This is a genomic window from Bacteroidales bacterium, assembly GCA_016707785.1.
GTDB lineage: Bacteria > Bacteroidota > Bacteroidia > Bacteroidales > UBA4417 > UBA4417.
The window spans coordinates 127,210-154,078 of record JADJGZ010000013.1; the positions used below are offsets into that span (position 1 = coordinate 127,210).

Annotated in this window: 26 protein-coding genes; 20 read left to right on the plus strand and 6 right to left on the minus strand. The window is 41.1% G+C overall.

What is annotated here, in order from left to right:
- The first annotated feature begins 157 nt into the window (after nt 1-157).
- The 3 genes from IPH84_09170 to frr all read left to right on the plus strand — a co-directional run bounded on the left by IPH84_09170 (nt 158) and on the right by frr (nt 3,424).
- Entirely contained in the window at nt 158-1,990 is a 1,833-nt protein-coding gene (locus IPH84_09170; protein MBK7173392.1) for a M20/M25/M40 family metallo-hydrolase, read from the plus strand.
- A 58-nt stretch (nt 1,991-2,048) separates the two neighbouring features.
- Nucleotides 2,049-2,756 carry a UMP kinase gene (locus tag IPH84_09175; protein MBK7173393.1) on the plus strand — a complete coding sequence of 236 codons (708 nt, stop codon included), beginning with the start codon at nt 2,049-2,051 and terminating at the stop codon, nt 2,754-2,756.
- A 104-nt stretch (nt 2,757-2,860) separates the two neighbouring features.
- On the plus strand, nt 2,861-3,424 hold the full coding sequence (gene frr / locus IPH84_09180; GenBank protein MBK7173394.1) for a ribosome recycling factor: 564 nt from the start codon (nt 2,861-2,863) through the stop codon (nt 3,422-3,424).
- 85 nt (nt 3,425-3,509) lie between these two features.
- Here the strand turns inward: frr and IPH84_09185 are convergent, their stop codons facing one another.
- The 3 genes from IPH84_09185 to IPH84_09195 all read right to left on the minus strand — a co-directional run bounded on the left by IPH84_09185 (nt 3,510) and on the right by IPH84_09195 (nt 7,976).
- Nucleotides 3,510-5,660 (minus strand): tetratricopeptide repeat-containing sensor histidine kinase, encoded by a 2,151-nt coding sequence (locus tag IPH84_09185; GenBank protein MBK7173395.1) that lies wholly within the window; start codon nt 5,658-5,660, stop codon nt 3,510-3,512.
- 167 nt (nt 5,661-5,827) lie between these two features.
- Nucleotides 5,828-6,832, minus strand: coding sequence for an SPASM domain-containing protein (locus tag IPH84_09190; protein ID MBK7173396.1), 1,005 nt, complete (start codon nt 6,830-6,832; stop codon nt 5,828-5,830).
- 49 nt (nt 6,833-6,881) lie between these two features.
- Nucleotides 6,882-7,976, minus strand: a complete 1,095-nt coding sequence (locus IPH84_09195; GenBank protein ID MBK7173397.1) for an AI-2E family transporter — start codon at nt 7,974-7,976, stop codon at nt 6,882-6,884.
- 110 nt (nt 7,977-8,086) lie between these two features.
- On the opposite strand from IPH84_09195, the gene IPH84_09200 reads away from it, so the two are divergent.
- From IPH84_09200 to IPH84_09250, 11 genes are all read left to right on the plus strand, one after another.
- Nucleotides 8,087-8,461, plus strand: coding sequence for a hypothetical protein (locus tag IPH84_09200; protein MBK7173398.1), 375 nt, complete (start codon nt 8,087-8,089; stop codon nt 8,459-8,461).
- 126 nt (nt 8,462-8,587) lie between these two features.
- The gene (locus tag IPH84_09205; GenBank protein MBK7173399.1) at nt 8,588-9,898 is read left to right on the plus strand and encodes a TonB-dependent receptor plug domain-containing protein; all 1,311 of its coding nucleotides are present in this window, start codon (nt 8,588-8,590) and stop codon (nt 9,896-9,898) included.
- Nucleotides 9,898-10,977, plus strand: a complete 1,080-nt coding sequence (locus tag IPH84_09210) for a TonB-dependent receptor (GenBank protein ID MBK7173400.1) — start codon at nt 9,898-9,900, stop codon at nt 10,975-10,977. Before IPH84_09205 ends, IPH84_09210 begins: the two co-directional genes overlap by 1 nt.
- Nucleotides 10,978-11,028: 51 nt before the next feature.
- Nucleotides 11,029-12,468 carry an aspartate aminotransferase family protein gene (locus IPH84_09215; protein ID MBK7173401.1) on the plus strand — a complete coding sequence of 480 codons (1,440 nt, stop codon included), beginning with the start codon at nt 11,029-11,031 and terminating at the stop codon, nt 12,466-12,468.
- An 88-nt stretch (nt 12,469-12,556) separates the two neighbouring features.
- On the plus strand, nt 12,557-13,273 hold the full coding sequence (locus IPH84_09220) for a hypothetical protein (GenBank protein ID MBK7173402.1): 717 nt from the start codon (nt 12,557-12,559) through the stop codon (nt 13,271-13,273).
- A 105-nt stretch (nt 13,274-13,378) separates the two neighbouring features.
- The gene (locus tag IPH84_09225; GenBank protein MBK7173403.1) at nt 13,379-14,686 is read left to right on the plus strand and encodes a chitobiase/beta-hexosaminidase C-terminal domain-containing protein; all 1,308 of its coding nucleotides are present in this window, start codon (nt 13,379-13,381) and stop codon (nt 14,684-14,686) included.
- Nucleotides 14,687-14,808: 122 nt separating this feature from the next.
- Nucleotides 14,809-15,693: an SPFH/Band 7/PHB domain protein gene (locus IPH84_09230; GenBank protein ID MBK7173404.1), complete on the plus strand. Its 885-nt coding sequence runs from the start codon at nt 14,809-14,811 to the stop codon at nt 15,691-15,693.
- 140 nt (nt 15,694-15,833) lie between these two features.
- On the plus strand, nt 15,834-16,439 hold the full coding sequence (locus IPH84_09235; protein MBK7173405.1) for a class I SAM-dependent methyltransferase: 606 nt from the start codon (nt 15,834-15,836) through the stop codon (nt 16,437-16,439).
- A 50-nt stretch (nt 16,440-16,489) separates the two neighbouring features.
- Nucleotides 16,490-17,710 carry a dipeptidase gene (locus tag IPH84_09240; GenBank protein MBK7173406.1) on the plus strand — a complete coding sequence of 407 codons (1,221 nt, stop codon included), beginning with the start codon at nt 16,490-16,492 and terminating at the stop codon, nt 17,708-17,710.
- Between the two features lie 47 nt (nt 17,711-17,757).
- The gene (locus IPH84_09245; protein ID MBK7173407.1) at nt 17,758-18,444 is read left to right on the plus strand and encodes a 4'-phosphopantetheinyl transferase superfamily protein; all 687 of its coding nucleotides are present in this window, start codon (nt 17,758-17,760) and stop codon (nt 18,442-18,444) included.
- A gap of 103 nt (nt 18,445-18,547) precedes the next feature.
- Complete coding sequence (locus tag IPH84_09250; GenBank protein MBK7173408.1) at nt 18,548-19,432, plus strand: patatin-like phospholipase family protein; 885 nt, start codon at nt 18,548-18,550, stop codon at nt 19,430-19,432.
- Nucleotides 19,433-19,677: 245 nt separating this feature from the next.
- Here IPH84_09250 and IPH84_09255 read toward each other — a convergent pair whose 3' ends face one another.
- Nucleotides 19,678-20,277, minus strand: a complete 600-nt coding sequence (locus tag IPH84_09255; protein MBK7173409.1) for a sigma-70 family RNA polymerase sigma factor — start codon at nt 20,275-20,277, stop codon at nt 19,678-19,680.
- A complete protein-coding gene (locus IPH84_09260) occupies nt 20,268-21,404 on the minus strand; it encodes a glycosyltransferase (GenBank protein MBK7173410.1) in 1,137 nt (378 codons plus the stop codon). Before IPH84_09260 ends, IPH84_09255 begins: the two co-directional genes overlap by 10 nt.
- A 196-nt stretch (nt 21,405-21,600) precedes the next feature.
- On the opposite strand from IPH84_09260, the gene tgt reads away from it, so the two are divergent.
- From tgt to IPH84_09275, 3 genes are all read left to right on the plus strand, one after another.
- Complete coding sequence (gene tgt, locus IPH84_09265; GenBank protein ID MBK7173411.1) at nt 21,601-22,731, plus strand: tRNA guanosine(34) transglycosylase Tgt; 1,131 nt, start codon at nt 21,601-21,603, stop codon at nt 22,729-22,731.
- A 364-nt stretch (nt 22,732-23,095) separates the two neighbouring features.
- Nucleotides 23,096-24,001 (plus strand): LptF/LptG family permease, encoded by a 906-nt coding sequence (locus tag IPH84_09270; GenBank protein ID MBK7173412.1) that lies wholly within the window; start codon nt 23,096-23,098, stop codon nt 23,999-24,001.
- The gene (locus IPH84_09275) at nt 23,959-24,183 is read left to right on the plus strand and encodes an LptF/LptG family permease (protein MBK7173413.1); all 225 of its coding nucleotides are present in this window, start codon (nt 23,959-23,961) and stop codon (nt 24,181-24,183) included. The genes IPH84_09270 and IPH84_09275 overlap by 43 nt, the downstream gene beginning before the upstream one ends.
- Nucleotides 24,184-24,568: 385 nt before the next feature.
- Here IPH84_09275 and IPH84_09280 read toward each other — a convergent pair whose 3' ends face one another.
- Nucleotides 24,569-25,384 carry a 4-(cytidine 5'-diphospho)-2-C-methyl-D-erythritol kinase gene (locus tag IPH84_09280; protein ID MBK7173414.1) on the minus strand — a complete coding sequence of 272 codons (816 nt, stop codon included), beginning with the start codon at nt 25,382-25,384 and terminating at the stop codon, nt 24,569-24,571.
- Between the two features lie 518 nt (nt 25,385-25,902).
- Here IPH84_09280 and IPH84_09285 point away from each other — a divergent pair.
- From IPH84_09285 to IPH84_09295, 3 genes are all read left to right on the plus strand, one after another.
- Nucleotides 25,903-26,283, plus strand: coding sequence for a sigma-70 family RNA polymerase sigma factor (locus IPH84_09285; GenBank protein ID MBK7173415.1), 381 nt, complete (start codon nt 25,903-25,905; stop codon nt 26,281-26,283).
- Entirely contained in the window at nt 26,222-26,542 is a 321-nt protein-coding gene (locus IPH84_09290) for a sigma-70 family RNA polymerase sigma factor (protein MBK7173416.1), read from the plus strand. The genes IPH84_09285 and IPH84_09290 overlap by 62 nt, the downstream gene beginning before the upstream one ends.
- Nucleotides 26,543-26,604: 62 nt before the next feature.
- Nucleotides 26,605-26,869 (plus strand): hypothetical protein (locus IPH84_09295; GenBank protein MBK7173417.1); only part of this gene is annotated, 265 nt, incomplete at its 3' end.

The window sequence follows — 26,869 nt, forward strand, 5'->3', positions numbered from 1 at the left end:
CCGGGTAATCGTGTTATTATTGTGCATTTTGATATGCAGAAGTACAAGCTTGTATTCTCAGATTGCGTATAGTCCTGTCATTGATTCTTTGATCGGTTTATGCACGGAAAGTACTGTTAGTTCTACCGTTAGACAATTATCAGGAGATAGTGCTGTGATGATTGAAGGATCTGAGCAATGGATTACCACGCGTAATTTCCAGTACAATTCAGTTCAGAACCTGGCAGCAGCCTTTATTAAGCAGCAATTCGAAGCCTATGGACTTGAAGCCAGGTACCAGGATTATTCAGCAACGGGCCGGAATATTATTGGATGGAAGACCGGGGTGAAGTATCCTGATAAGAAGTATATTATCTGTGCTCATTATGATAATATGCCAACCGCATTAATTGCACCCGGAGCTGATGACAATGCATCCGGTGTTGTAGCTGTAATGGAAGCTGCGAGAATACTGGCACCTTATACCTCCGAGTATACCCTGGAATTTGCTGCCTGGGATGAAGAGGAGATTGGGTTGGTTGGCAGTGCTGCTTATGCAGACAGTGCCGCAATGGCTGGAATGCAGATCATGGGAGTCCTCAATTTTGATATGATTTCCTGGGATTCTAACGGGGATTTCAGGATGACTATTGGGACAAATTCCGGATCACAATCATTAACAAATGATTATGAGTCAGTTATGGGAATTTACACCCCGGCAATTAATTGGAATTATACTGATATCACTGCAAGTGATCATGCTTCGTTCTGGAATCAGGGCTACCCGGCCATCCTTGGAATAGAAGAGTACCCGGATGATTTTAATGCATATTATCATACTCCACAGGACCTTTTCGACAATCTGAACATACCGTACTTTCAAAAGATGGTACAGGCAGCGATTGCCGGGTTAGCCAGTTTGGGATGGAACTGCAGGATGAACCTTCAACATCAGCAGGTCGCTTCAGGAGTAAATACGACAGATCAAATTGCTGTTTTAAAGGTACAAACACCCAGGCAAGTAGCGTCCGGGGGGAATCTACCCCGTTTATATTACCAGGTGAATGGAGGTATGTTCCAATATTTGAATCCTTATTCTGTTAACGGTACCAATTATTCTTTTTTGATACCCGGGCAGCCTTATGGAACTGTAGTATCCTACTATATGGCTGTGCAGGATGAAGATGGTATTATTCTGGAGACACTGCCATCAGGAGGAAGAGGTATAAATCCTCCAGGGACAATTGCACCTGCTAGTTTCTATTCTTATTTCGTGGCTCCTAACCAGGTTCAAACAATCTGTTCATCAAGTACTCCTAAAATCATTCCGGATCAGTCGATCATTTATGATAGCATTCCCCTCTATTTTGAAGGAGGTGTAAAAGATATAGACATCGAGATAGATGTTTCCCATACACGGGTAAAGACCCTGAATATTTCACTTATCGGCCCAGATGGTACGAAGATAGATTTGAGTAGTGGGAATGGAGGGAGTGGTTCAAATTTTACCAATACCCTGTTTGATGATGAGGCAACACAATCAATAACTGTTGGTACTCCTCCTTATACCGGTAGATTCAGACCGGAAGAGTCCCTTTCATCTTTTGATACTAAGAGTGTTTATGGAAACTGGGTGCTGGAGATTCAGGACAGTGTAGTAAGCCAGGTTGGAACTTTAAACAGCTGGTGTATTACAGTGGACTATTATGATTTGAATGCTGGTGTTAAAGAGATGGAAATACCTTCTAATCTTGTGCTTGGGCAGAATTTCCCCAATCCTGTAGTAACAGGATTTACAAAGATTCCTATCCGGACAAAGGGTACACAGGTGATTGAACTTGCATTATATGATATTTTAGGGCGGAAAGTCAAGGTGCTTTCATCAGGGGAGTATGAAGCAGGTACTCATATTGTAGAGTGTGACCTCAATGGGATTTCATCAGGAACCTATTTCTACAGGATTTCAGGAGGGGTTGAATCAAGTGCAAAGGCCTTAATGATTCAAAATTGAGGTTCTTAACCTGTTCGAAAAGAGTAAATTAAGTAGTTAAAAATATATTGGTCTTATCATGAAATACAATCGTGTTCTTTTAAAACTTAGTGGTGAATCATTAGCCGGTGCCAATGGGACTGGTTTCGATACCGCGATGCTGGCTCTTTATGCATCTGAAATATCTTCTATCCTTACAGAGGGGGTGCAGGTTGCAGTTGTATTGGGAGGGGGAAATATTTTCAGAGGTTTAAAAGGCAACAATGTTGGTGTTGACAGGGTTCAGGGCGATTATATGGGTATGTTGGCCACTGTGATCAACAGTTTAGCCTTACAATCTGCACTTTTATCCAGGAATATCAAGTCGCGGGTACTTTCCGGCCTGGCAGTCGACCCTATTGCTGAGAAGATTAGCGGTCCAAGGGCTATTGAAATCATGAATTCAGGAGAAGTAGTGATACTTGCCGGAGGAACAGGAAATCCTTTTTTTACAACAGATTCAGCTGCAGCCTTAAGAGCTGTGGAGATTCATGCAGATCTTCTGTTAAAGGGAACCCGGGTGGATGGAATTTATACTGCTGATCCTGAGAAGGATCCTTCAGCAACAAGGTTTGACTCCCTTAGTTTTGATGAAGCTTATTCCAGGGGGTTAAATATTATGGACATGACCGCTTTTACTTTGTGTAAGGAGAACAAGTTGCCCGTGGTGGTTTTTGATGTTCATAAGGAAGGTAACCTGAAAAAGATTATTGAAGGAAATCCTATAGGCACAATTGTACATCCTTAAAAGAATTCAGAAAAAATAAAAGAATCTCGTTGCCTAAATACATGAAATGATATTGTAGAAATTAAACTGGATACTTAAATTTGCATGTTTTAAAATCTATTCCTATGACTGAAGATGGTTTATTTATCCTGGAAGAAATGAAAGAAGGCATGCAACATGCTGTTGAACATTTAGAAAAGGAATTTCACAAATTCCGGACAGGTAAAGCTAGTCCTCAAATGCTTGAAGGTGTGAGGGTGGATTATTATGGTAATCTCACTTCAGTGGATAAGGTTGCCAATATTAATACACCAGATCCAAGACAGATTGTTGTTCAGCCTTGGGAAAAGAATATGCTGGCACCTATTGCAAAAGCCATTCTGGATGCCAATCTTGGTTTTAATCCGCAAAATAATGGTGAAATACTACGTATTGTAGTTCCGCCCCTTACAGAAGAGCGGCGCAGGGATATGGTAAAAAAAGCCAAAGCTGAGGCAGAAAATGCAAAAGTTTCTATCAGAAATATCAGGAGGAATGCAGTTGAGGATGCTAAGAAATTAGAAAAAGGCGGGATGCCGGAAGATGAGATCAAGGTGCTGGAGAAAGAGATACAGCATTTAACGGATACTTTTATTGTCCAGGTGGATAAAGTCCTTGAGCACAAGGAAAAAGATATAATGACAGTTTAGAAGTGATATTTAAAAATTGAAAAAGCGGCAATTTGCCGCTTTTTTTTATTCTTATCAGAGGTGTGGCAATTTCAATCCTATGCCTTTAATTGGCCTTTGGAATGCTAAGAGTAAATGTGCTTCCTTTTCCTTGTTCGCTTTGCACATCAATTTTACCTTTATTCTTTTCAATAAATTCCTTCACAAGCATTAGTCCAAGTCCCGTTCCTTTTTCATTGGCTGTGCCGGGAGTTCCGGATTTTGTATCCAACCTGAACAGGTTAGATTTTTGCTCGCTACTGATTCCTATCCCATTATCTTTAACTATTATTTTCGTGAAATTTCCATTTGGCTCAGTGTACAAATTGACCTGGCCATTCATCTTAGTGAATTTAACTGCATTTGAAAGCAGGTTTACAATACAGGTGCTCACCATTTCAAGATCAGCAAATACCATCGTACCCTTAGGTACTTCTGCATGTACGCTGATATTTTTCCTGAATGCTGCATTATTGACTAGTGAAACTGCATCTTTTACCGGATCAGCAAGATCGAAGAGGATGGGTTTCATTTCCATTTTACCAGTCTGGGATCGCACCCATTTCATAAGGTTTTCAAGCAGATGATCTGTACTCAGGCATCCTTCATTAATATACCTGATGTATTTAGCTTTCTCTTCTTCAGGTAAATCGAGGGAGTCATCCATCAGAAGATCAGAAAGGCCAGTGATTGCACTAATAGGGTTTTTAAGATCATGACTAATGATGGAGAGAAATTTATCTTTCGATTCATTAGATTGTTGCAGTTCCATAGCTTTCTCCAGGATCTGGTCACTAATATCATTGAGAGCCTGATTGGCTCTGCTGATCCGACGTTTGGATTTAAGTGAAAGGAAGATGATAAATCCAAGAAGCAGGCAAATGATGATAGAAGCAAAGATCATGAATTTCTGTTTCCTGATCGTTAACAGGTTCAGGTCAGAGTTCATCCTGAGGCGCTCATTTTCCTGTTCCTGGCGGGTTAGATCATATTTTGCCTGAATTTCATATGAAAGTTGTTCTTGTTGCTTCGCTTCAATGGAGTCGTGAATAGAAATGGATTTTTCCAGGAATTCAAGAGCCAGTTGCGTGTTTCCTTTTGATTTATAATATTGGTATTTCAGGTTGAAAAAATCCATTCGTACATCAGCGGCAGCAATGCTATCCTGGTATTGGTCCATTACTTTCATCAGCTTTTCGACGGATTTCATGTGCCCATTTTTAAGATGGTAAGAAGTCAGAATATTGAAAACGCGCACATAATTATTCCAGTCACTGATCAATTCATATAGTGATGCAGCTTCTTCCAGGTAATGGCTGCCTTTCTCTTTTTCATTCAACTCATCGAGATAGAGTCCACCAAGGTTCAGGTAGTTATTTGCCAGCCATTGCAGGTAGTTATTTTTCTTATTAAGTGATGCTGCCTGGGTATAGTAATAAATTGCAGAATCATATTCCTTTTGTTCCTGAAGGATGATGGCAATACCATTGAGGGCAGCTGCTTCAAACCTGACCGAGGAGGTTTCTATCGCATAACGCTGACTTTTCCTATAAAAATCAAGGGCTTTATGCGAATCGCCCATAGCCTGGTATACACCGGCAATATTAATATTGGTTCGTGCAAGTCCTTCCTTATTCCCTAATTCCTCTTCCTGCCTGATCACCTTGATATAGGTTTCAAGTTCAAGTCTTTTTTCATTGATCTGACCATAAAGCACTGCCATGTTATTCAAAATGCCGGTCATTTCTTTTTTGTCCCCGATTTGCTCGAATAAGTCATATGATTTATTGAAGAAATCGATGGCCATAGAGTAAGCATATTGCTCTTCCAGGACCAATGCCTTGATGTTGTAGAGCTTCGCCAATGTGAACGTATCACGTATGGCAGATGCATGTATGATTCCTTCGTTAGCATATTTCAAAGCCTCCTTTCCGTTATTGGTAAGAATATTTAAGGCTGCCAGGTTCCTGATGGCTGAAGATTTTCCTGTGGCATAAGATGTTTTTTCAGAAGCAGATAAAGCCTCCCTTGCATACTTGAAAGCTTCGACAGTATTTTCAAATTTGAGCTCCCATGCTAATGAATTGAGGACATTAACCCTGTTGGTTCCGGTTGCATTTTTAAGAAGATGTTGAAGACTGTCAGTAACAGATGAATTAGAATATCCTGAAAGGACAACGCAGAAAAAGAAAATATTTAGAATGCTGATTCTTTTCATTTTCAGGATTTTCAAGCAACCGGGTAAGTGCTCAAGGGATTCTGATATAGAAGTACATTTGTTTATACTAATTAATGTCGAAAGCCTTTAATAGTAATAGATACAAGGCCAGAAAAGAAATAAAAAATGTAATTTCAAACTTTTTACAGAGTACAAGCACAGCAGAATCAAGCTTTTGACAGGCCTTCACTACAGTTACAGCACATTTGAATGCTTTTCCGGCCAATAAAAATTTGCTTTCTAAATGATCGATATTTTTCAGAATTCCATATATCCCTGAATAAGGTTTGAGTTATATCTCCCATAGCTGAATCTGCATTTTTATCGAAACAACATGGCACAATAATTCCATTCCAGGTAATCACAGGGGAGTTCCACATGCGATGGCAATAATTGGGAAGACTTGATTTTATCGAAAAGGTGTTATTGTTTGAATACCTTGATAGTTCTGGTTTTGTTGTAAGGAATGGATTGTTTTCAACAATCGAAAGTTGAGCGCTTTTGAGGGTGAGTTTATCAACTTTTAATTCTTTTGCAAGCTTTTTCATCTCTTCAATCTGATGTTCATTAGTCCCCAGAACGAGGAACTGCAGCTCAATCAACGGGAATTTTGTATGTAATCTCTTTTTCCACCTGACCACATTCATGATTCCTGATTTAACAGTAGCAAGGTTCCCCCCGATTCTATATTTTTCATAGCTTTCCTGGTCTGTGCCATCTAATGAAACTATTAGTCTGTCAAGGCCTGATTCTGCTATTAACCTTGCATTTGTATCATCCAGGAAGTGGCCATTGGTTGAAGTGGACACAAAAAGGCGCTTTTTTTTAGCTACTGTGACCATTTCAATAAAGCTTTTATTGAGGAAGGGTTCGCCCTGGAAATAGAGGGTGATGTATATAAGATGCGACTGCATTTGTTCAATTATTTCTGAAAATAATTCCAGGCTCAGATTCCCTGAAGTCCTGGCAAGGTTTCGTTGCCCGGTTGGACATTCAGGACAGCGGAGGTTGCAATTTGTGGTGGGTTCTATGGAAACGGCCCAAGGTAATCCCATCATGAACGGTTTATGGGTGAGCCTGCTTATCCTGAACGATAATTCATTGATGATCAGGTTGTAAACCCTTCTAAAGGTAAGTAAAGGCAATAGTCGAAGAAGGGTAGGGAGTAACATATATTATTTTCAGGGAAAATTATGTTTTATGAAGAGGGTTTTGGAGGGCTTATATGTCTTCAGTAAGCTTTTTTACAAGCCGGAATTTGCTGAAAAACTCTTTGGCGATAACACGTAAAACGGTATATACCGGGATAGCAAGCAGCATACCGGTGATACCTGCCAGGCTACCTCCTATGATTATAACAAAGAAAATTTCAAGGGGATGTGCTTTAACGCTACTTGAATAAATCATAGGTTGAAGCAGAAGGTTATCAATATAATTCGCCACCAGGAAGACGCTTCCAATTTTGAGGAGAACAGGTGTGAGGCCGGCATAGTCGGCTGAAGCCAGGGTGCTGCTGGCACCAAGCACAAGACCCAATAAAGTTCCAATTACCGGACCCAGATAAGGAATAATATTCATGAGTCCACCAAAAAATCCTAACAGCAGGGCATTTTTGACGCCGAAGATCCACAACCCAATCGTGATTATCGACATAACTCCAAGTAATTCGGTGAGTAGTCCAACAAAGTATCGCATCAGTAACTGTTTTGAGTTATCAATTACATTCTGCACAGCTTCGTGGTTTTTTTCAGGGACAATTGCAAAAATCATATTCTCGAACATTCTTTCTTCTTTTAAAAAGAAAAAAGCGATGAACACAACTGAAAAGAGTCCAACAAAAAAAGAACCGGCGAATCCAAATATCTGGTTCAGAATTCCTGTGATATCAGTGACATTTATCACGGAGCGGGCTTTTGTTGCAAGGTAGTTTTCGAGAGTATCTCCAGAAGCTAAAACACCAAAAAGTCTTAATTCATCCTCTATCCAACTCAGGGGTTGTTGCAGGTGAGAAGCTACCTGGTTCATGTCAATCATTGCAAAAGTCTGAGCTTGTTTGACGATGAGTGGCACGAAGATGGCAAATAAAGAGAGAAACCCAATAATCAAAAGGCATAGTGTAAGAATGACACTCAGCGTATGCGGTATTTTGACTTTGAATATTCTCACTTTATCAAGAAACCTGACTATTGGATGCCCGATAAATGAAACTATTGCTGCAATCAAAATATAAACGATGAGGAATGAGAATTTCCATGCCAGGAATCCTATTAGAATGATCAGGAGCAATGTTCCCACTGGCTTCAGGTAACGATTCATTTTAAAGGGATAGAGTTGGTTAATGTTTTAAGAAATATGTGTCAGATCAAACAAATATAAGGTTTTCTTGTTTCCTCCTTAATTGTACTTTTGTCGTGAATATTGAATAATTGAAAAATAATCTGAAGTATATCATCCTTTTCATGTCGGTCCTCTTCACCTTATCTGCGGTAAAGGTATCAGGACCGATTTTAAATTACATATTACATTATTCTGATTATGTGAATGAATGCCAGAAAGTACATTTTCATTCCGATCACCACAATGGACAATGTATGCTTGAAAAGGAACTTGCACTTCAAGGCAATAGTACATCCGGGAAAGATATTTCGAGTTTAAAACTACATATTGTTTCTGATTGGTGTCTTCAGTTTAGAAATCCTTGTATGGATCCAGTTGAAGGCCAGCTCTTTCTATTTCAAAATCAGAAGGAGCCTATTCTTGAAAATCCTATTTCCATCCTGGTTCCGCCTCCGCAGGCCTGACTTATTTTGTTCAGCTTTTCCTGTTAGGAATATTCATTCCTGTTATTTTATTTGTCAGGATTGCTCTTCGTTCTGAATGGCATCAATCCTATGACAGTTTATACAACATTCAAAAATACGATCACAATGAAGAAATACATTTTCATCATGTTTATGATGGGGTTTGCGATTATTAGCCTGGGACAAAACAAGTTGGAGGGAACAGTAAAAGATGCTATAAGCGGAATGCCTCTGCCAAATGCATCTTTATATTTTGCTGATTTAATGAGAGGGACAGTGAGTGATTCCATTGGGAATTATAGTTTCTCAGCGATGCCAGGCGGCACTTTCCTCATGGAGGTCAAATACCTTGGATACCGCTCATGGGTTGGTAAAGTGGTAATTGATCAGAAAAGCAAGCAAGATATTGATATGCAGCCTGCCGCGGCTGAAATTAGGGAAGTTATTATTACAGGCACTTCCGGTTCTGTTGAAAGGAGACTTAATCCTGTTCCAACCATGGTCCTGAATACAGACGATCTCAGTTTGGGAAATTCCTCGAATCTTATTGATGCTATAACCCGGCGTCCGGGAATCAGCCAGGTTACAACAGGTTCGGGAATATCAAAACCAGTGATAAGAGGACTGGGATATAACAGGGTAATTGTGCTTCGGGATGGCATCCGTCAGGAAGATCAGCAATGGGGTGATGAGCACGGAATTGAGATTGATGAATATTCGGTTCAAAGGGTTGAAATAATAAAAGGTCCCGGAAGTATCATGTATGGTTCAGATGCAATGGCAGGGGTAGTTAACTTCTTAAATAACAAGCCTGTAAATGAAGGTACGATGGCTCTGAATATCGCTTCAGAATTTCAAACAAATAATAAATTAGCCGGCATTTCCATTTTTCAGGCCGGTAATATAAAGGGAGTAAACTGGAATTTCAGGCTCAGCGGTAAGAGAGCTGGCAATTATCAAAATAAAGAGGACGGAAAGGTTTTCAATTCCGGGTTCAATGAACTTAATTCAAATGGATCTCTTGGTTTGAACCGGAAATGGGGATACTCACAATTAAACTACAGTATTTATAATCAATCCGTAGGTTTAATAGAAGGAGAAAGAGATGATGCCGGCCATTTCATTAAGCCACAAATCATAAATGACACCCTTGTTGAAGAAGTGGTGGCTACTGAATCTGATCTTGACAGCTATCAGCTATTTATTCCTAAACAGAAACTTAAACATTTAGGCTTCATATCCAGCAGCAGTATATTACTGGGCAAATCACGTTTAGCATTTAAGGCAGGTTTTCAGCAAAACCAGCGCAGTGAACTGGCCGAACCATTATTGCCTGATCAAGCTTCCTTATACCTCAAACTAAATACTTTGACATATGATTTAAAGTATTTCTTTCCTGACATGGTTGGGAAACCTCTTTTGGTTTTGGGGGAATGATGCAATCAAATCATAATGGTGGCATGGAGTATCTTATTCCGGAGTATGAACTGAATGATATTGGATTTTTTGGATTTACAAGAAAACAATCCGGAAAGTTCCTGGTAAGTGGCGGTATCAGGATGGATTGGAGAAGTTTACATTCGATGGAACTAAATCTTGAGGATGAAGGTCTGAAATTTGCTGATTTCAAAAGGAATTTCTCAAGTTTTTCAGGGAGTGCCGGTGCTAGTTATAGCATTGATGATCAATGGGTTGTCAAAATTAATCTTTCAAGAGGTTTTCGGGCCCCCAATATTGCAGAATTAGGCTCGAATGGCAGACATGAAGGGACCTATCGTTATGAGCTGGGAAACAAGGACTTACTTCCTGAACACAGTTTACAGTTGGATGCTGGTTTTACCTATAACAGTATGCATGTTTCTTTAGAAACCGATTTATTCTTAAACCGGATTGACCAGTACATTTTCCTTAGAAAGCTAAATGCTTCAAATGGCGGTGATTCAATTATCGACCAACATGATCCGGCTCCTGCCTTTGCGTTTGTCCAGGGGGATGCAACTTTATTTGGTGGTGAAATTACCCTGGATATACATCCGCATCCGCTGGACTGGATACATTTTGAAAATTCAGTTGGGTTTGTCAGAGGGTTTCAGCCCGGGAATCCTGACAGTACCTATAATTTGCCAATGATTCCACCGTTGAGATTCAGGTCTCAGTTAAAGCTTGAATTGCCCAGATTACCTTTAAGGATTGATCATGCATACATCCTTATTGGTTCTGATTATTCGCTGAGCCAGGAAAAGATATATGAGGCTTATGGAACTGAAACCATCACGCCTGCCTGGTTTACCATGTATGCAGGAATGGGATTAAACCTTCTGACTAAATCAAAAACAACACTTCTTTCAATTCAGGTAACGGCAAACAATATTTTTAATGTGGCGTACCAGGATCATTTAAGCCGGTTGAAATATGCACCTGAAAATCCTTTGAATGGCAAGACAGGCATTTACAATATGGGCAGGAATATAGGGTTTAAGCTGGTTTTTCCAATGACCTGGAAGGTAAGATCATAAAAGGGCATGGATTGGTAGCCATTATTCCATAATTTTACAAAAAAGGGAAAGATGGATAACGATCAATTCAGAAAATGGGCCCATCAGTTTGCAGATTGGATGGCTGATTATTATGCCGGAGTTGAGAAATACCCGGTGAAGTCGATGGTAAAGCCTGGGGAAGTGATGGAAAAACTTCCCGGTTTTCCTCCTGAAAAAGGGGAAGATATGGCAAGCATATTTACAGATTTTCAGCAAATTATAGTTCCAGGGATGACCCATTGGCAAAGTCCCAATTTCTTTGCTTATTTTCCCGCTAATACGAGCTATCCTTCGGTGCTTGCTGAGATGCTGACCGCTGCACTGGGAGCCCAATGTATGATTTGGGAAACTTCCCCGGCAGCCGCTGAGCTGGAAGAACGGGTTATGGAATGGTTGAAAGGCATGTTGGGTTTACCGGCAGATTGGTCAGGGGTAATACAGGATACAGCCTCAACTGCAACCCTGGCAGCTATATTGAGCGCAAGGGAAAAGTTGGCTCAATACAGGATCAATGAAGCAGGGTTTGATGGTCATATAGGGTTAAGGGTGTATTGCTCCACCGAAACCCATTCTTCCATCGAAAAGGCAGTGAAGATTTCAGGAATTGGACGACAACACCTGGTTAAGGTGCCGGTAGATGATCGATTCATGATGAATGCCGGGAGTCTCCGTGAGTTGATTCAATCTGATCTGGATGCCGGCCTCAAGCCATGCTGTGTAATCGCAACCTTAGGGACAACCGGTTCCACTGCAGTTGATCCGTTAGAATCAATTGCGGAAATATGCAAGGAATTTAATCTCTGGCTTCATGTGGATGCAGCCTATGGGGGTTCGGCTTTACTACTGCCTGAATTCCGCTGGATGATTGAAGGCATAGACGGTGTAGACAGCTTTGTTTTCAATCCTCATAAATGGATGTTCACCAATTTTGACTGTTCTGCTTATTTTGTCAGGGATAAGGAAGCCCTGCTACGAACCTTTGAAATCCTTCCTGAGTATTTGAAGACAAGCTCCCGTGGCCAGGTGAATGATTACCGTGATTGGGGTGTGCCATTAGGCAGAAGGTTTCGTGCTTTAAAGTTATGGTTCGTAATCAGGAGTTTTGGACTAGATGGATTGCAACAAAAAATCCGGAATCATATTAGTTTGGCTAAATGGTTAGAGGATCAAATCAATAATCACCGCGATTTTGAAGTTCTTACACCAAGAGTATTCTCGGTAGTATGTTTCAGGTATCATCCGGTTGGATGTGAGGACGAAGAGCAGCTGAATCTGCTTAATGAATCTCTCCTTAAAGTCATCAATGCAGGAGGCAATGCTTATCTGAGTCATACTAAACTAAATGGGAAATATACGATCAGGATATCTGTGTCCCAAACCCAGGTTACTGAAGCACATGTTCAGAAATTATGGGGATTGATTGTTGAATTGGCTTCTAATCAGAAGTCTTTACTTAAATTGCCGGCTTAAATCTATTAAAGCAAAGTCTCATTTAAATTCCAGGCTGATGCGAGTTTTTACCCTGATAACTAATTTACTTTCTTTTCCAAGGCAAACTTTGCTGATACTGTTTCTGATTACATCAATCCAGGCATTTTCATGGATTAAGCTTCCGGATGTTTTGGGGAGCCATATGGTTTTACAACGAAATTCGGAAATCAAGATATGGGGCTCGGCATCTAAAGGTGAGAGAATCAGTGTAAAAGCCGGATGGATGCCATCGGAGGTAAGCACTTTTACCGGGGCCGACGGAAACTGGCAAGTCAAAATCCTTACGGGGAATGCAGGTGGGCCTTATCTTCTAACGATCTCAGGGAGGGATACAAGCATTAATCTCGAAGATATATTATTGGGAGAGGTCTGGATTTGCTCCGGGCAATCCAATATGGAATTTACTATAAAGATGTTCGGAGGATGGAACAAGACCTATCCTTCAGAAAGAGATGAGCTTCTTAAACTTAGTCCGGCACCAATAAGATTATTTACCCTTGAAAAGGATACCTCCTATTTTGAAAAGGATAAATGCAACGGTAACTGGCAGTTGGCGGATACTGCTACTGTCGCATCCTTCAGTGCGACAGCCTGGTTTTTTGGCTTGGAATTGTACAAGAAGCTTGGCATTCCTGTTGGTTTGATCGTAACAGCCTGGGGTGGGACTGCAGCCGAAGCCTGGACACCCTCCCGTATCATAGAAAATGATCCCGGGTTGATATATTATCGTTCTGATCCCAATAGGAATGAATGGTTTCCAACCTATCCCTCGATTCTTATTTAACGCAATGATTCATCCGTTGCTCAAAACAACAATCAAGGTGCAATCTGGTATCAGGGCGAAAGCAATGTAAATGATGCTGATACCTATGATGAACTATTTCCGGCAATGATACAGGGATGGCGGGAAGAATGGGGGTTGGGTAATTTCCCGTTCTATTATGTTCAGATTGCTCCTTTCCCCTACGAAAAAGCGGTTGTAGGAGCTATGCTCCGCGAATCACAGTTGAAGTGCATGTCAGCTCCAAATGTAGGAATGGTGGTTACTATGGATATAACCGGTGATGTGACTGATATTCATCCCAAAGATAAGGTAACTGTTGGGAAACGGCTTGCAGACTGGGCATTACATGGGACCTATGGCGTTCAGGAAAACCTTACCTACGGACCAGTTTTAAAGTCTTTTGAAAAAGAAGGCAAGGGGATCAGGCTATTTTTTGATCATGCTAACCAGGGACTGGAAATCAAAGACAACAAAAAAGAGAGTGGTTTTGTAATTGCAGGCGCAGATCGCCACTTTGTTCCGGCAAAGGTCAGTATCCGTGATCATTCAGTATTTGTTAGTTCCGATTATGTAACAGATCCGGTTGCGGTAAGATATGCCTATACAAATATTTCTGAAGCTACGCTTTTCAATTATGAGGGATTACCGGCTTCTACTTTTCGCACTGATGAATGGCCATTTATAACCGATATGGTTTTTATGCATCCGGCTTATGATGAGGTTAATAAGCAGATAAAATATGACCTGGTATCCACGAGGCCTGGTGCTGAGATATATTATTCGCTCGATGGCACTGAGCCTACTTGTGTTTCAAGGAAATACCAGGGAGATGGGATCCTCATCCTCAGGCCTGCCAGGATCAATGCCAGGGTTTGTGTGAATGGTTATGCCTCTGAAACGATTGGATCATGGGTGGTTAGTCCACATAAGGGTATGGCATCCGACATTACCTATTTGAGTCCATATTCACAAAAATTCTCAGCTGGTGGTGCCTATGGACTTGTTGATGGCATACAAGGAAGCCTGGCTTTTAATGATGGTGCATGGCAGGGATTTGAAGGCGACGATTTTTCCATAACCCTTGATCTGGGAGAATCTACCCTGATTCGTAAAGTTTCTATAAATTTCCTTTCTGATACCAACTCATGGGTATTCTTTCCCAAGCATGTCGAAATAAAGACTTCTCAAAATGGGATCACTTATGATACCGGGTCAAGGTTTGATAATTTTTACGATTTGTCAGGTACTTTTGAAAGGGCAGCAGGAAAAGAAATAGAAACTGTACGGGCTGGTTTTATGAAGAAAGCAAGGTTTATTAAAATTATTGCCAGGAATATCGGTCAATGTCCGCCAGGACATCCGGGAGCAGGGGGGAAAGCCTGGATTTTTGCTGATGAAGTTGTTGTTGAATGAGTTCTCGAGAAACTGAAATTTTTCTAATCCAAGTGTATGCATCAATCGCTAACTGATTCCTCCTTATATTTGTATGAGTTCCTTTTATCCAGAACATTCATAATAATTTTAACCTTTTCAAAATGGAAAATCTTTACACTTTGCTTATTTTGATCCTCGTCCTGTTATTCTTTTCGGGGATAAGGATTGTACGACCCACTAACCGCGCCTTAGTTGAACGGCTGGGGAAATATCACAGGTTTGCAACCCCGGGTTTCAACTGGATTATTCCTGTTATTGATAAGATGTATAAAATCAATATTACAGAAAAGATGATCAATGCGGAGCCCCAGGAAATTATTACCAATGATAATCTGAATGCCAGGGTAGATGCACAGGTCTATTTTAAGATCAAACCGGATGAAGAGAGTGTAAAGAATTCTCAGTATAACGTTAATAGTATTGAATATCAGATTGTCAACCTTGCCCGTACCACGCTGCGTAATATTATTGGTACAATGACATTGAAATCGGCAAATAGTGAACGTGGAAAAATTAACAAAGAATTGCATGCCACTTTACTGGATGAAACCATGAACTGGGGTATCGAAATCGTCAGAACAGAGTTAAAAGAGATTGACCCTCCCAAGGATGTTCAGGAAACCATGAACAAAATCGTTAAAGCGGAGAATGAAAAGATTGCTGCCGTCGATTTTGCTACAGCTACCGAAACAAGGGCTGATGGTGAGAAACGTGCAGAAATCCGCAAGGCAGAAGGTGTTAAACAAGCTGCGATTTTGCGTGCAGAAGGTGAAGCCCAGGCTATCGCTCTTGTAAATGAAGCTGCTGAAAAGTATTTCGTGGGTAATGCTCAATTGTTGCGGAAAATTCAAGCCATGGAGACTGCTCTGCAGAATAATTCCAAAATTGTTGTTCCAATAGGTTCTGACCTGGTAAATGTATTGGGTGAACTGGGAGGGGTTTTACCTTATAAGGAGAAACAAACAGTGATTCCCCCGGTAAAGTAATCTGAACCATTTCAAGGTTTTTCGGTTTGTCTCATAAGTCGATATTTGTTCAATGTGTGTACAATGAACAAAGGCTTCTGAGACAAACTTCTTTTTTGTCATAATGTAATGTTTTCCGCTAATTTTGAAAAAAAATCCTGATGTCAAAAGATCAATGGGATGCCCGATATGTATCAGAAGAATACATTTATGGCATTGAACCTAATACTTACTTAAAAGAGATTCTTCCGAAACATAAACCAGGAAAAATCTTGTTTCCAGCTGAGGGGGAAGGTAGAAATGCAGTGTTTGCAGCGGGCCTTGGTTGGCAGACAGAAGCATTTGATCAGAGTGAAGAGGGAAGAAAGAAAGCGTTTCAGCTGGCAAAAATGAAAGGTGTGATCATCCAATATCACTTGGTATCACTCGAAGCCTGGGAGCCCGTTCCCGAAGCATTTGATTGTGTTTGTCTTGTATTTGTCCACCTGGTACCCGGGCTCAGGGAATTAGTCCACCAGAAAGTCATCAGCGCCTTAAAACCAGGGGGGATTCTCATTTTTGAAGCCTTCACAAAAAATCAAATGCCACGCACCAGCGGAGGTCCTAAGAATTTTGATCTTTTATTTAATCCTGAAGACATTAAAGCAGATTTTTCAAGCCTGGAAATAATTGATTTTCATGAAACGCAGGTTATTCTTGATGAAGGCCCGCTCCACCAGGGATTGGCGGATGTAGTTCGATTCACAGCAAAAAAACCGGTATCATAATTATTGAAATCGGATCAGTGCATCATTCATATACAAACCTTATAAACAAAATGCATCAATTCATATACTCCTTCATATCTGTACTTCTTATTCTCCCACTTTTTCTGTCAGCTCAAAATGCAAGGAATTCAGAAACCAAAGCTGCCCGGATCCATGAAAAAATATTTACAGTGGATTCCCATACTGATACTCCCATGAACCTGTTTGATCCTGAATTCAATGTGGCGATCGATAATTCCTCCACTGTCCGCCGATCGAAAGTAGATTTTCCAAGGATGAAAAAAGGTGGATTGGATGCTGTTTTCTTTGCTGTTTTCACAAGCCAGGGGGCAAGGACACCGGAAGGAAATGCAAAAGCTTATAAGAGTGCAATGGCTACCTTCGATTCGATATATAGTAAAGTAGGACAGAACCCTGAAATGGCAGCTGTTGTTACAACGCCTGATGGAGCGGCTCAAGCATGCAGGCAGGGCAAAAGTGCGGTGTTTATTGGGGTCGAAAACGGTTATCCAATCGGCACTGATTTATCAAATGTAAAAGTATTGTACGATAAAGGCGCCAGATATATCACTTTGTGCCATACCCGGAATAATGATATTTGTACCAGTTCGACTGACACCAGTAACTCAACAGGTCTCACTAATTTTGGAAAAGAAGTGGTTTCTGAAATGAATCGGTTAGGAATGATGATTGATGTTTCCCATGTTTCGGATGCATCGTTTTATGATGTGATTCGGTTGAGCAGTAAGCCTGTAATCGCTTCACATTCATGTGCAAGAGCTATTTGTGACAATAAACGCAACCTTACAGATGATATGATGAAAGCGTTATCAAAAAATGGAGGCGTTGTTCAAATGTGCATCCTGAGTGCTTATGTGAAGACACCACTGCCAAATCCAGCCAGAGATTCAGCATTCCAGGCTGCTCGTTCAAAATGGAGAAATTACCAGGACCTTTCAGAAATTGAGATGGATAGTGCCCGTCGTGACTGGTGGAAAAATGAAGAGCTTTTTCCTCAACAACTCGCCACAGTTAAGGATGTTTGTGATCACATTGACCATATAGTAAACATAGCAGGGATTGATCATGTAGGGATCGGGACTGATTTTGATGGAGGTGGCGGAGTAGAAGGTTGTTTCGATGTAAGTGAAATGGGGAATATCACCCTGGAATTAGTCAGGAGAGGGTATAGCAAGCGTCAGCTGAAGAAGATCTGGGGTGGAAACCTGATGCGTGTCATGAGTGATGTTCAAAACACAGGCACGCATTAATTTAAAATTCAATTAACTTCGCGATCAATCATTATTGCTGCAAATAGTTGATACATCTAACTTCCATCACTTTATCAGAGTTAAGGAATTCGGGAATTGAAACCGGGTTACTTACCGGTCTGCTACCTCTGGAGAGCCAGGAACGCTTATTGGTGAAATCGAATACTGATAATCATGATCGGTCGCTATTGGGTGAGCTATTGGCCAGGTATTCACTCAAGAAATTTAACGGGATTGAAGATGTTAACCAGCCCTTCTCAATAGGGGAAAAGGGGAAGCCTCATTTGCAGGGTCATCTCGACGCACATTTCAATATTTCCCATTCAGGTGGGATGATCGTTTGCGCTGTTGCTTCTTCAGCAATTGGTATAGACGTTGAGCACGAAAGAAGAGTGAATTTTAAAGTAGCTGAACGTTTTTTCTCACCACTTGAAATACAAGACCTCTTTTCGTTGCCTGAAGATCAGCGTCAGGAGTATTTTTTTTATCTGTGGACCATAAAGGAGAGCTTTCTAAAGACCATTGGCAGTGGGTTGACCCGGACCCTCAATTCTTTTACAGTTATAAAGAATAATCAAGGGTTTAAACTCTCCGGAGACGAAGTTTCGGAGGCACTATACGTTATGACTTACAGGATGCCTGGCTATTACCTGGCCGTTTGTCATGATAGTTTGGGTTTCCCTGAAAGCATCAAAACAGTAAGCATTAAAGAAATTGTTGATTTACTTGCTTGAGAGCTCAAAAATCACTATATTTATTGACTTAGCGTACCTAAGAATTTATTTTTGTATTGAACCTTAGGTTTATTCATTGCCATTTTAAAGAAAATTAATTGATATGTTAAAAGATGTTGCTTTGGTCCTTTCAAGCGGAGGAGCCAGGGGGATTGCTCATATAGGAGTTATCGAAGAGTTGGAACAATCTGGATACAGGATTACATCCATCGCTGGCACATCGATGGGTTCGGTAATAGGAGGGATGTATGCCCTGGGGAAACTGGAGGAATACAAGCAGTGGTTACTTCATGTAACCAAGATGGATATTATTAAATTTTTGGATCTTACGATCGGACATGGAGGCTTAGTGAAAGGTGAAAAGATCGTACAGGTGATGCATGGTTTCATCGGTGAAGCACTCATTGAAAATCTACCAATGCCTTACACTGCTGTTGCCGTTGATATTAAACGTCATAAGGAGGTTCATTTCCGTTCGGGCAGCCTGATGAAAGCTATCCGGGCTTCTATTAGCATTCCAACAGTCTTTCTTCCAGTGAGTTATGATCATTCCAGTCTTGTAGATGGTGGTGTTTTAAATCCACTGCCCCTGGATGCCATTGTGAGGTTTCCGAATGATTTACTGGTGGCAGTGAATGTAAATGCTCCTATAACAGTGGCATCTGAGCTTGAGTTGAGTATTAGTAAGGTTCATGAGCAGGGATACCAAAATGCCAGGGAACATCTGAATAAACGTTGGTCGGAGCTGATCAACCGGGGAAGGCGGACCTCTGTAATTAAACCTAAGGAAATGGGACTCTTTGACCTGGTTTCTGAGTCGATAAACCTGATGCAGCATAAAATTGCACTGCATAGTATTGAAAAGTATTCGCCTGATATTCTGATCAATCTGCCTTTTAAGATTGCGACGGTCTATGATTTTTACAGGGCTGAGACCTTAATTGAAGCCGGACGTAAGGCTTGCAGGGAGGCGTTGAAGGGAATTTGATAATTTAGAAATTTAGAAATTTAGAAATGTGACAATTCGACGATTTCCCAAAGGGAAGCCTTTGGCTCGGCGATTCGATAATTCGGCAATTTCCCGAAGGGAAGCCTTTGGCTCGGCAATTTCCCGAAGGGAAGCCTTCTGGCAATTTCGAAGGCAGCTTCGCAATTGACTGACCTCGCACTGAGTCACTTTAGTTCACTACTTAGGCACTTTAGCTCACTTTAGCTCACTCTAGGCACTCCAGTTCACTTCTTTATAAGAATATTGTACAGCAACTCCCTGGCACGGAATAATCTCACTTTTACTGTGTTCTCAGGCAGATTGAGATGTACGGCAATTTCCTCGCAGCTAAGTTCCTTAAAATAATGTAGTTCGATGATGGCTTTATAATTAGGTTTAAGTCCCTGAACTATTTTTCTCAGCAGCAAGGTTTCCTGCCGGTTGATGAGTAATTGCTCAGGACCCGGCAACTGGCAAGGGATTTCCATAGCATCAGCGCCATGTTCATGTTCATGGCTATCACCGGAAGGGTTGTTACTCTCCTCTTTTTTCTTTCTTCTTAAGTAATCGATACAATTATTTTTGGCTATCCGGAATAGCCATGTGCTAAAAGCGAAATCTGCTGTGTACTGCCCCAGTTTTTCGAAAGCCTTGCTGAATGCTTCAAGGGCCAGGTCTTCTGCATCCCATGGGTCACCTGTCATTTTCAGCATCATTGCATATACCTGGTCGGCATAAGAGTTCATTAATTCAGCATATGCCTTTCGGTCGCCTGAATCGAGAACTTTATTTACCAGATGCACGTCATGCCGCGCTTTGTCAGACAGAGAGGGGTTTACCTCCATTTAACCGGTTTATTGAACAGGTTAGTGAATGCTATGATTGGATTAATCAAAAGGATAAAGACCTCGAAGAAAGGGACGAGCAGGAGGAAGCCTTTTTCGGAGAGTTTTCTCATCACTTTTCCGAAGATGAAGAGTTGGCTAAGCAGACGTAAAGCAATAATTCCCAGAACAATATATGGCAGATACCAAAATGATAACAAAGTGATGAATGAGGCAAAGAATAAAGTCTGGGTAAATCCGAAAATCCCGAGAGCCAGTTTATGACTGAATTTATAATGATTTCCGGAGAGCAGATGCCTTCTTTTCTGGCGGAACCAGAGTGAAAAGGTCTTTTTAGGTGCACTAAGTGTATGAGCATCCGATAAGAATTCAACACGGGTGTTTTTCCGATTGGCGGCCCTGTTTACAAAAAGATCATCATCACCTGTCTGAATCCTGTAATGGGAGATAAATCCATTCTGCCGATAGAACAAACTTTTCCGATAAGCAATATTCCTGCCTACTCCCATATAGGGCATTCCAGCTAAGGCAAAACCAAAATATTGCATAGCTACCCTGAGTGTATCAAAACGGATGAAGAGGTTTAAGAGTCCTTTGGAGCGTTCGTAGGCGCCATATCCCAATACAATTTCAGTGGTACCAGTGAAATTGGCTGCCATCTTCCGAAGCCATTGGTTGGAGCGGGGAATACAATCTGCATCTGTGAGCAACAAAGCATCATAGCTTGCAGACTTGATCCCGATAGAGAGAGGAAACTTTTTCCCTGTGAAGAAATTTAAATCCGGTCCCATGGTCACTACCTTCAGGTGTTTGTATTCAAGCTGCATATCGCGAAGAAGGTATTTAGTATCGTCATCGGATCCATGATCAACAACAACTACTTCATATTCACCATATTCCTGGTTGAGAAGGTAAGGCAGGTTATCAGAAAGGTTGTAAAATTCATTCCTGGCACAGACAATGATAGAGACAGGTTCATCTTTACTGCTGAAGTCACTTTTTGTCCTGAAGAAAGCCACCCTGCTGAATATTCCCCAAAAATAGATCAATTGCACAAATGTGCTGAAGACCAGCACAGCGAGTACCGAAAAGAGAATAGGATTTTGACTGAAATAATCAGCAAGCATGAAAACGGGTTATTGGAGTACAAAAGTATTATTCTCAAAAGAATTAACCCCTATCTTTGCCAAAAAGTTTGTAACAGGTAATAATTGATGTAAGTAATTGTATAACAATTATATATGACCTTTCTTACTAACTGTTGTTAATTTAAGACAGAGGATGTGATGGCATTCCTTCGCCTTTTCTGCGAGAAAGAAATTTATGCGTTTTGAACTAAAAATAACTGATTCTGCTACTTCTGCCCGAAGGGGTTCGATTACAACAGATCACGGGACGATTGAAACTCCTGCCTTCATGCCGGTTGGTACTGCAGGAACAGTGAAAGCTGTTCATACCAGGGAAATCAGGGAAGACATCAAAGCACAGATTATCCTGGGGAATACTTATCATCTTTATCTCAGGCCAGGGCTGGATATACTTGAAAAAGCCGGGGGATTGCATAAATTTAATGGATGGAGTGGCCCGATTCTTACCGATAGTGGAGGATACCAGGTTTATTCACTTGCAGAAAGAAGGAAATTCCAAAATGAAGGAGTGGTTTTCCATTCGCATATTGATGGATCGAAACATACCTTCACTCCTGAGATCGTAGTGGATATACAACGGAGCATCGGAGCTGATATCATGATGGCGTTCGATGAATGCACACCTTATCCATGCGATTATGAATATGCCCGCAAATCGATGCACATGACGCATCAATGGCTCGAAAGGTGCATGATTCAGTATAAATCCACGGAGCCAAAATATGGGTATTACCAATCCTTGTTTCCAATTGTCCAGGGAAGTGTATACCGCGACTTAAGGATGCAGTCTGCGGAGGTAATTGCCTCTCAGGGTGCTGATGGAAATGCGATCGGGGGATTATCAGTCGGGGAGCCTGCAGAAATTATGTATGAAATGACGGAACTGGTTTGTGGCATACTTCCTAAGGACAAACCCCGTTATCTCATGGGAGTCGGGACTCCGGTTAATATTCTTGAAGGCATAGCCCTGGGAATTGATATGTTTGATTGTGTAATGCCAACCCGAAACGGACGGAATGGCATGATTTTTACCTCCCAGGGTATCATAAACCTAAGGAATGTTAAATGGAAGGATGATTTCTCGCTATTGGATGAAAACGGGACAGCTTTTGTGGATCGTGATTATTCAAAGGCTTATGTCCGCCACCTGTTTATTGCAGGAGAAATTCTTGGTCCAATGATTGCAAGTATTCATAACCTGGCTTTTTATCAATGGCTGGTTAAAGAAGCAAGAAAACAGATTGAAGAAGGTACTTTTGCAGCTTGGAAGGAAAAGATGGTGAAGCAGTTGGCGGTTAGGTTATAATGTCGGATGTCGGATGTTTAATGTCGGATGTTTGATGTCTGATGTTTAATGTCGGATGTCGTTTGACCTGGGACTAAGTGGGTGTTTGATGGGTAATTTGAAAATTGAATGAAAATTTGAAAATGTAGGATTAGGAGATTAATTTGAAAATGGGATTAGAGATTAGGAGATGCCCGAATAGGAACCTTTGGTTTGGGACTTGCGCCAACTGGGATGGGACCTGGGACTTTAGGACTTGGAATTTGGGACTTGGAACTTGGGACTTGGAATTTTAGATTTGCACCCTCACATTACTAACATTCGGAAACTCTGATAATAGAACATAAAAAGCATTAAGGGTGAGCAGCCCAATATCTTTGAAGACGTGGATTTAAGACTTAAGAAAATAGACATCTATATTATCAAGAAATTTCTTGGTACCTATTTCTATTCTATTTTATTATTGGCGATTCTCATCATCATATTTGATATTTCTGAAAAGATTGATGATTTTATTGATCGGAAAGCGCCGGTTTCAGCGATTATATTCCAGTATTATCTCAATTTCATTCCCTATTTCGTGAACATGTTCAGTTCATTGTTCACCTTTATCGCTGTCATTTATTTCACTTCCAGAATGGCTGCCAATACTGAGATTATCGCAATTCTTAGTAACGGGATCAGTTTTTGGAGAATGTTGCGGCCTTACCTGATTTCAGCCCTTTTCCTGACTGTGCTTTCGTTTGTATTGATGAATTATGTCATCCCCTATACAAACAGGAGTCTGAGAAATTTTGAAAAAGTGTATATCAAAAACCCATTCCGTGTGAATGATATGAATATACATATGCAGATTCGCCCGGATACACTCATTTATGTGGAGAATTTCAATAATATAGTAAATATTGGTTACCGTTTCACGATGGAGGCATTGAATGACAAAGGATTACAGATGAAGATGAGTGCTGATATGATCAAATGGGATAGTGTGAAAAGTACCTGGAAAGCAAGTAATTATACCATTCGTTATATTGAAGAAAACAGGGAAATATTAAAAAGAGGCCGTGAACTGGATACGGTGATGGCATTTCGGCCTGAGGACTTTGTCACGGATATAGAGGATGCCAAAATCATGACCTATAACCAGCTGAATTCCTATATTGCCAAAGAGAAGCTCAGAGGCAACAAAACAGTTGGCAAATTCGATCTTGAAAAAAATAAACGTTTTACTTTCCCTTTGCAAACCTGGTGCTTGCCTTCATTGGGGTTGCCCTTTCGAGCCGAAAAGTAAGGGGTGGAATAGGGATGCACCTTGGAATGGGTATTGCCATTGCCTTTACCTTCATCCTGATGCTTCAGGTTACCTCAGTTTTTGCAGTCTTCGGCAATCTTCCCCCTTATATCGCCCTGTGGATACCCAACCTGATTTTTACTATAGTAGCGATTTTCCTCTTAAGGGCTGCTCCCAAGTAATGTCGGATGTTTGATGTCGGATGTCGGATGTTTGATGTCGGATGTCGAATGTTTGATGTCGGTTTGATGTGAGTTTGATTTGATTCGGATTTTGATGTTGAATATTTGAATTTATTTATTGGAATAGTATCTGTATTCAAATGATGGAACACGAATTTCACGAATTTTCCGAATGAATTTCCAAACAAATTTTCTGTCCGTCAGCCGACGGATCAGCGTGGCAATCCTTGCCACCGAGGATTCGCGTTCTCTCGATCGTGAGTAATTTTGGATCTGCCCGCAGAATAAATTTACGTACTTAGTAAAATCCTTCGGTCAGGCAGGCTCCGCACCCGGCACCCGGCACTCAGCACTCAGGCCAAGGCTCCCCCTGGGCACTCAGCACTCATTCCATCACTGCTTTCCAAACAAAGCAATTCCCAAACATCTCATCAATTTTCGGGACTTCATTAAATATGGCAAAGACGGCGGAACCACTGCCACTCATGGAAGCATACAGGGCCCCGGCGGAATAAAGCTGATCCTTTACTTCTCCAATCATTGGGTATTTAATGAATACGGATGGCTCAAAATCATTCACAAGGATACTTTTCCAGTCATTGAGCGGCCTGGCGATCAAATTGGCTATATTATAAGGATGTTGCAAGGGCTTAACCCCGGAATATGCGTCTGCCGTTGAAACATGAATATCCGGCTTCACCAGGACCAGGTACTTTCCTTTCAGGTCAAGGGAATGCGGAGTGAGTACTTCTCCTTTGTTGGAACCTATGGCAGGCTGATTCTGCAGGAAAAACGGACAATCCATGCCCAGCCGGAGGGCATAAGTATGTAATTGCATTTCTGTCAGGCTAAGACTGAACAACTCATCCAGCATAAGAAGTGTCATGGATGCATCAGAAGAGCCGCCACCCAGTCCGGCACCGGTGGGGATCAATTTATGCAGGTAAATATCAACGGTTGGGATATTAAAATCCTGATGCAATAGTTGCCAGGCTTTAAAACAGATATTATCCTCCGCTTTACCAGGCAATTCAATTCCTGTTACTGCCAGGGTGGTTTGGCCTGAGGTTGAAGGGATGATTTCCAGTATATCCGTCAGTGGGACAGGATAAAAAAGGGTCTCGATACGGTGATAACCATCCGGAAGCTTTTCCAGGATGTGCAGTCCCAGGTTGATTTTACAATGGGGGAAGCGGATCATAGGGCATGAATTCTCAGGTAAAGGTATGAAAAGTGGAATAATGCAGAGGGTTGCAAGTATTCAAGAATCCAGAATCCAGAATACAGTAGTCAGAATATATTTATTACACAAGAAATATAGGTGGGTGTTTAGGAGAGTATAAAAGTTAGAGTATAACCAAAAATCAAAAAATATTGGTAATCAGGTAGTAGTATATGACCTTGATTTGTTCGATATACTATGAGAGGTAAAGCTCAATAATATTGTGCAATAGAAATGCAGATAATGCTGCTGGTTTCCACTGAACGCTTATTGAGACTGCCTATCGATCTATTGATTTTGAACCTGAATTATTAGAAGTTACTTCCAAAGTTGCAAAGGGAGCGCTAAGACGTTCTTGATTTTACTGAAAACAAGATATTCTTGGGTTCCAGAGTTAGCTGGTTTTTAGCTTTTTGAGAACATATCGGATATTACCTTTTCCCGTTATCCGGAAGTAATATGGGCAATTGATCCACAAAGCTTAGAGTTGCAAAAAAATAATCAAACTGGAAGGTAACTCATCCCATAACTTCAGCGCTCTCGACAAGGGCGTTTTTGAATCCCTGTTTCGTGCTGAATTCAAGGGCCTTTGCTTCTTTGCACAGAAGTATGTAAAGGACTTTGAAACTGCAAAGGAGCTGGTGCAGGATGCATTTATCACCTTATGGGAAAAACGGGAAAGCATTGATGCCAACCGTCCGGTGAAATCCTACCTTACCACCATCATATTCAATCGCTGCCAGAACTACCTTCGCGACAACAGGAAGTTTAATTCCGATGTCCTCGAAATTGAAAACCTGCTGGAGTTCTCCGAAAATGTTTCACTCCGATTTCCTGGTGGAAGCCGAACTTGCCGGGGCAATAAAAGCAGCCATTGATGAACTACCGGTGAAATGCAGGGAGATTTTCCTGCTAAACCGCTACGAAAACCTTAAATATCACGAGATTGCCGAACATTTACAGCTTTCTCAGAAAACCGTTGAGGCACAGATGTCGAAAGCCCTGCAGCATATGCGGCTCCGACTGGCTGAATATATAGTAAGTATGATCCCTGCTGATGCACCTTTTATCCAGATTCAAATAGGTATATTTTCAGTACCTGTGGCAATCAATTTTAGTGTGACTTCAGTAGTTTAAAAATATTAGTGCACAGATAAGGGTAAACCATTGATCAGGTGTATTATTGACAGAACAATACCATGGAAGAACCAATGACATATTACATCGACCTGATAACCAGGTACTTTTCGGGAGAAGCAAGTCCTGAAGAGCTAATGTCATTGTCGGAATGGATCAAAGAAAGTGCTGAAAACAGGAAATTGTTTGAGGATTATGGCAAGGCCTGGGATCTCACCGAACAATCCATTATTGACCAGAAAATTGACATGGACGCTGAATGGTCATCATTGTCAGGCAAAATCAATTTTGAAGAAAAGCGTCATGAACCCAAAGTAATCAATATCT

What these genes read in the sequence shown, in the direction of transcription:
- IPH84_09190 (MBK7173396.1), bottom strand. Translation starts at nt 6,832, where the DNA reads ATGTTACTCCCTACCCTTCTTCGACTATTGCCTTTACTTACCTTTAGA.
- IPH84_09235 (MBK7173405.1), top strand. Translation starts at nt 15,834, where the DNA reads ATGTCAAAAGATCAATGGGATGCCCGATATGTATCAGAAGAATACATT.
- IPH84_09255 (MBK7173409.1), bottom strand. Translation starts at nt 20,277, where the DNA reads ATGGAGGTAAACCCCTCTCTGTCTGACAAAGCGCGGCATGACGTGCAT.
- IPH84_09215 (MBK7173401.1), top strand. Translation starts at nt 11,029, where the DNA reads ATGGATAACGATCAATTCAGAAAATGGGCCCATCAGTTTGCAGATTGG.
- IPH84_09225 (MBK7173403.1), top strand. Translation starts at nt 13,379, where the DNA reads ATGATACAGGGATGGCGGGAAGAATGGGGGTTGGGTAATTTCCCGTTC.
- IPH84_09175 (MBK7173393.1), top strand. Translation starts at nt 2,049, where the DNA reads ATGAAATACAATCGTGTTCTTTTAAAACTTAGTGGTGAATCATTAGCC.
- IPH84_09185 (MBK7173395.1), bottom strand. Translation starts at nt 5,660, where the DNA reads ATGAAAAGAATCAGCATTCTAAATATTTTCTTTTTCTGCGTTGTCCTT.
- IPH84_09240 (MBK7173406.1), top strand. Translation starts at nt 16,490, where the DNA reads ATGCATCAATTCATATACTCCTTCATATCTGTACTTCTTATTCTCCCA.
- frr (MBK7173394.1), top strand. Translation starts at nt 2,861, where the DNA reads ATGACTGAAGATGGTTTATTTATCCTGGAAGAAATGAAAGAAGGCATG.
- IPH84_09290 (MBK7173416.1), top strand. Translation starts at nt 26,222, where the DNA reads ATGTTTCACTCCGATTTCCTGGTGGAAGCCGAACTTGCCGGGGCAATA.
- IPH84_09195 (MBK7173397.1), bottom strand. Translation starts at nt 7,976, where the DNA reads ATGAATCGTTACCTGAAGCCAGTGGGAACATTGCTCCTGATCATTCTA.
- IPH84_09280 (MBK7173414.1), bottom strand. Translation starts at nt 25,384, where the DNA reads ATGATCCGCTTCCCCCATTGTAAAATCAACCTGGGACTGCACATCCTG.
- tgt (MBK7173411.1), top strand. Translation starts at nt 21,601, where the DNA reads ATGCGTTTTGAACTAAAAATAACTGATTCTGCTACTTCTGCCCGAAGG.
- IPH84_09205 (MBK7173399.1), top strand. Translation starts at nt 8,588, where the DNA reads ATGAAGAAATACATTTTCATCATGTTTATGATGGGGTTTGCGATTATT.
- IPH84_09230 (MBK7173404.1), top strand. Translation starts at nt 14,809, where the DNA reads ATGGAAAATCTTTACACTTTGCTTATTTTGATCCTCGTCCTGTTATTC.
- IPH84_09260 (MBK7173410.1), bottom strand. Translation starts at nt 21,404, where the DNA reads ATGCTTGCTGATTATTTCAGTCAAAATCCTATTCTCTTTTCGGTACTC.
- IPH84_09250 (MBK7173408.1), top strand. Translation starts at nt 18,548, where the DNA reads ATGTTAAAAGATGTTGCTTTGGTCCTTTCAAGCGGAGGAGCCAGGGGG.
- IPH84_09210 (MBK7173400.1), top strand. Translation starts at nt 9,898, where the DNA reads ATGCAATCAAATCATAATGGTGGCATGGAGTATCTTATTCCGGAGTAT.
- IPH84_09170 (MBK7173392.1), top strand. Translation starts at nt 158, where the DNA reads ATGATTGAAGGATCTGAGCAATGGATTACCACGCGTAATTTCCAGTAC.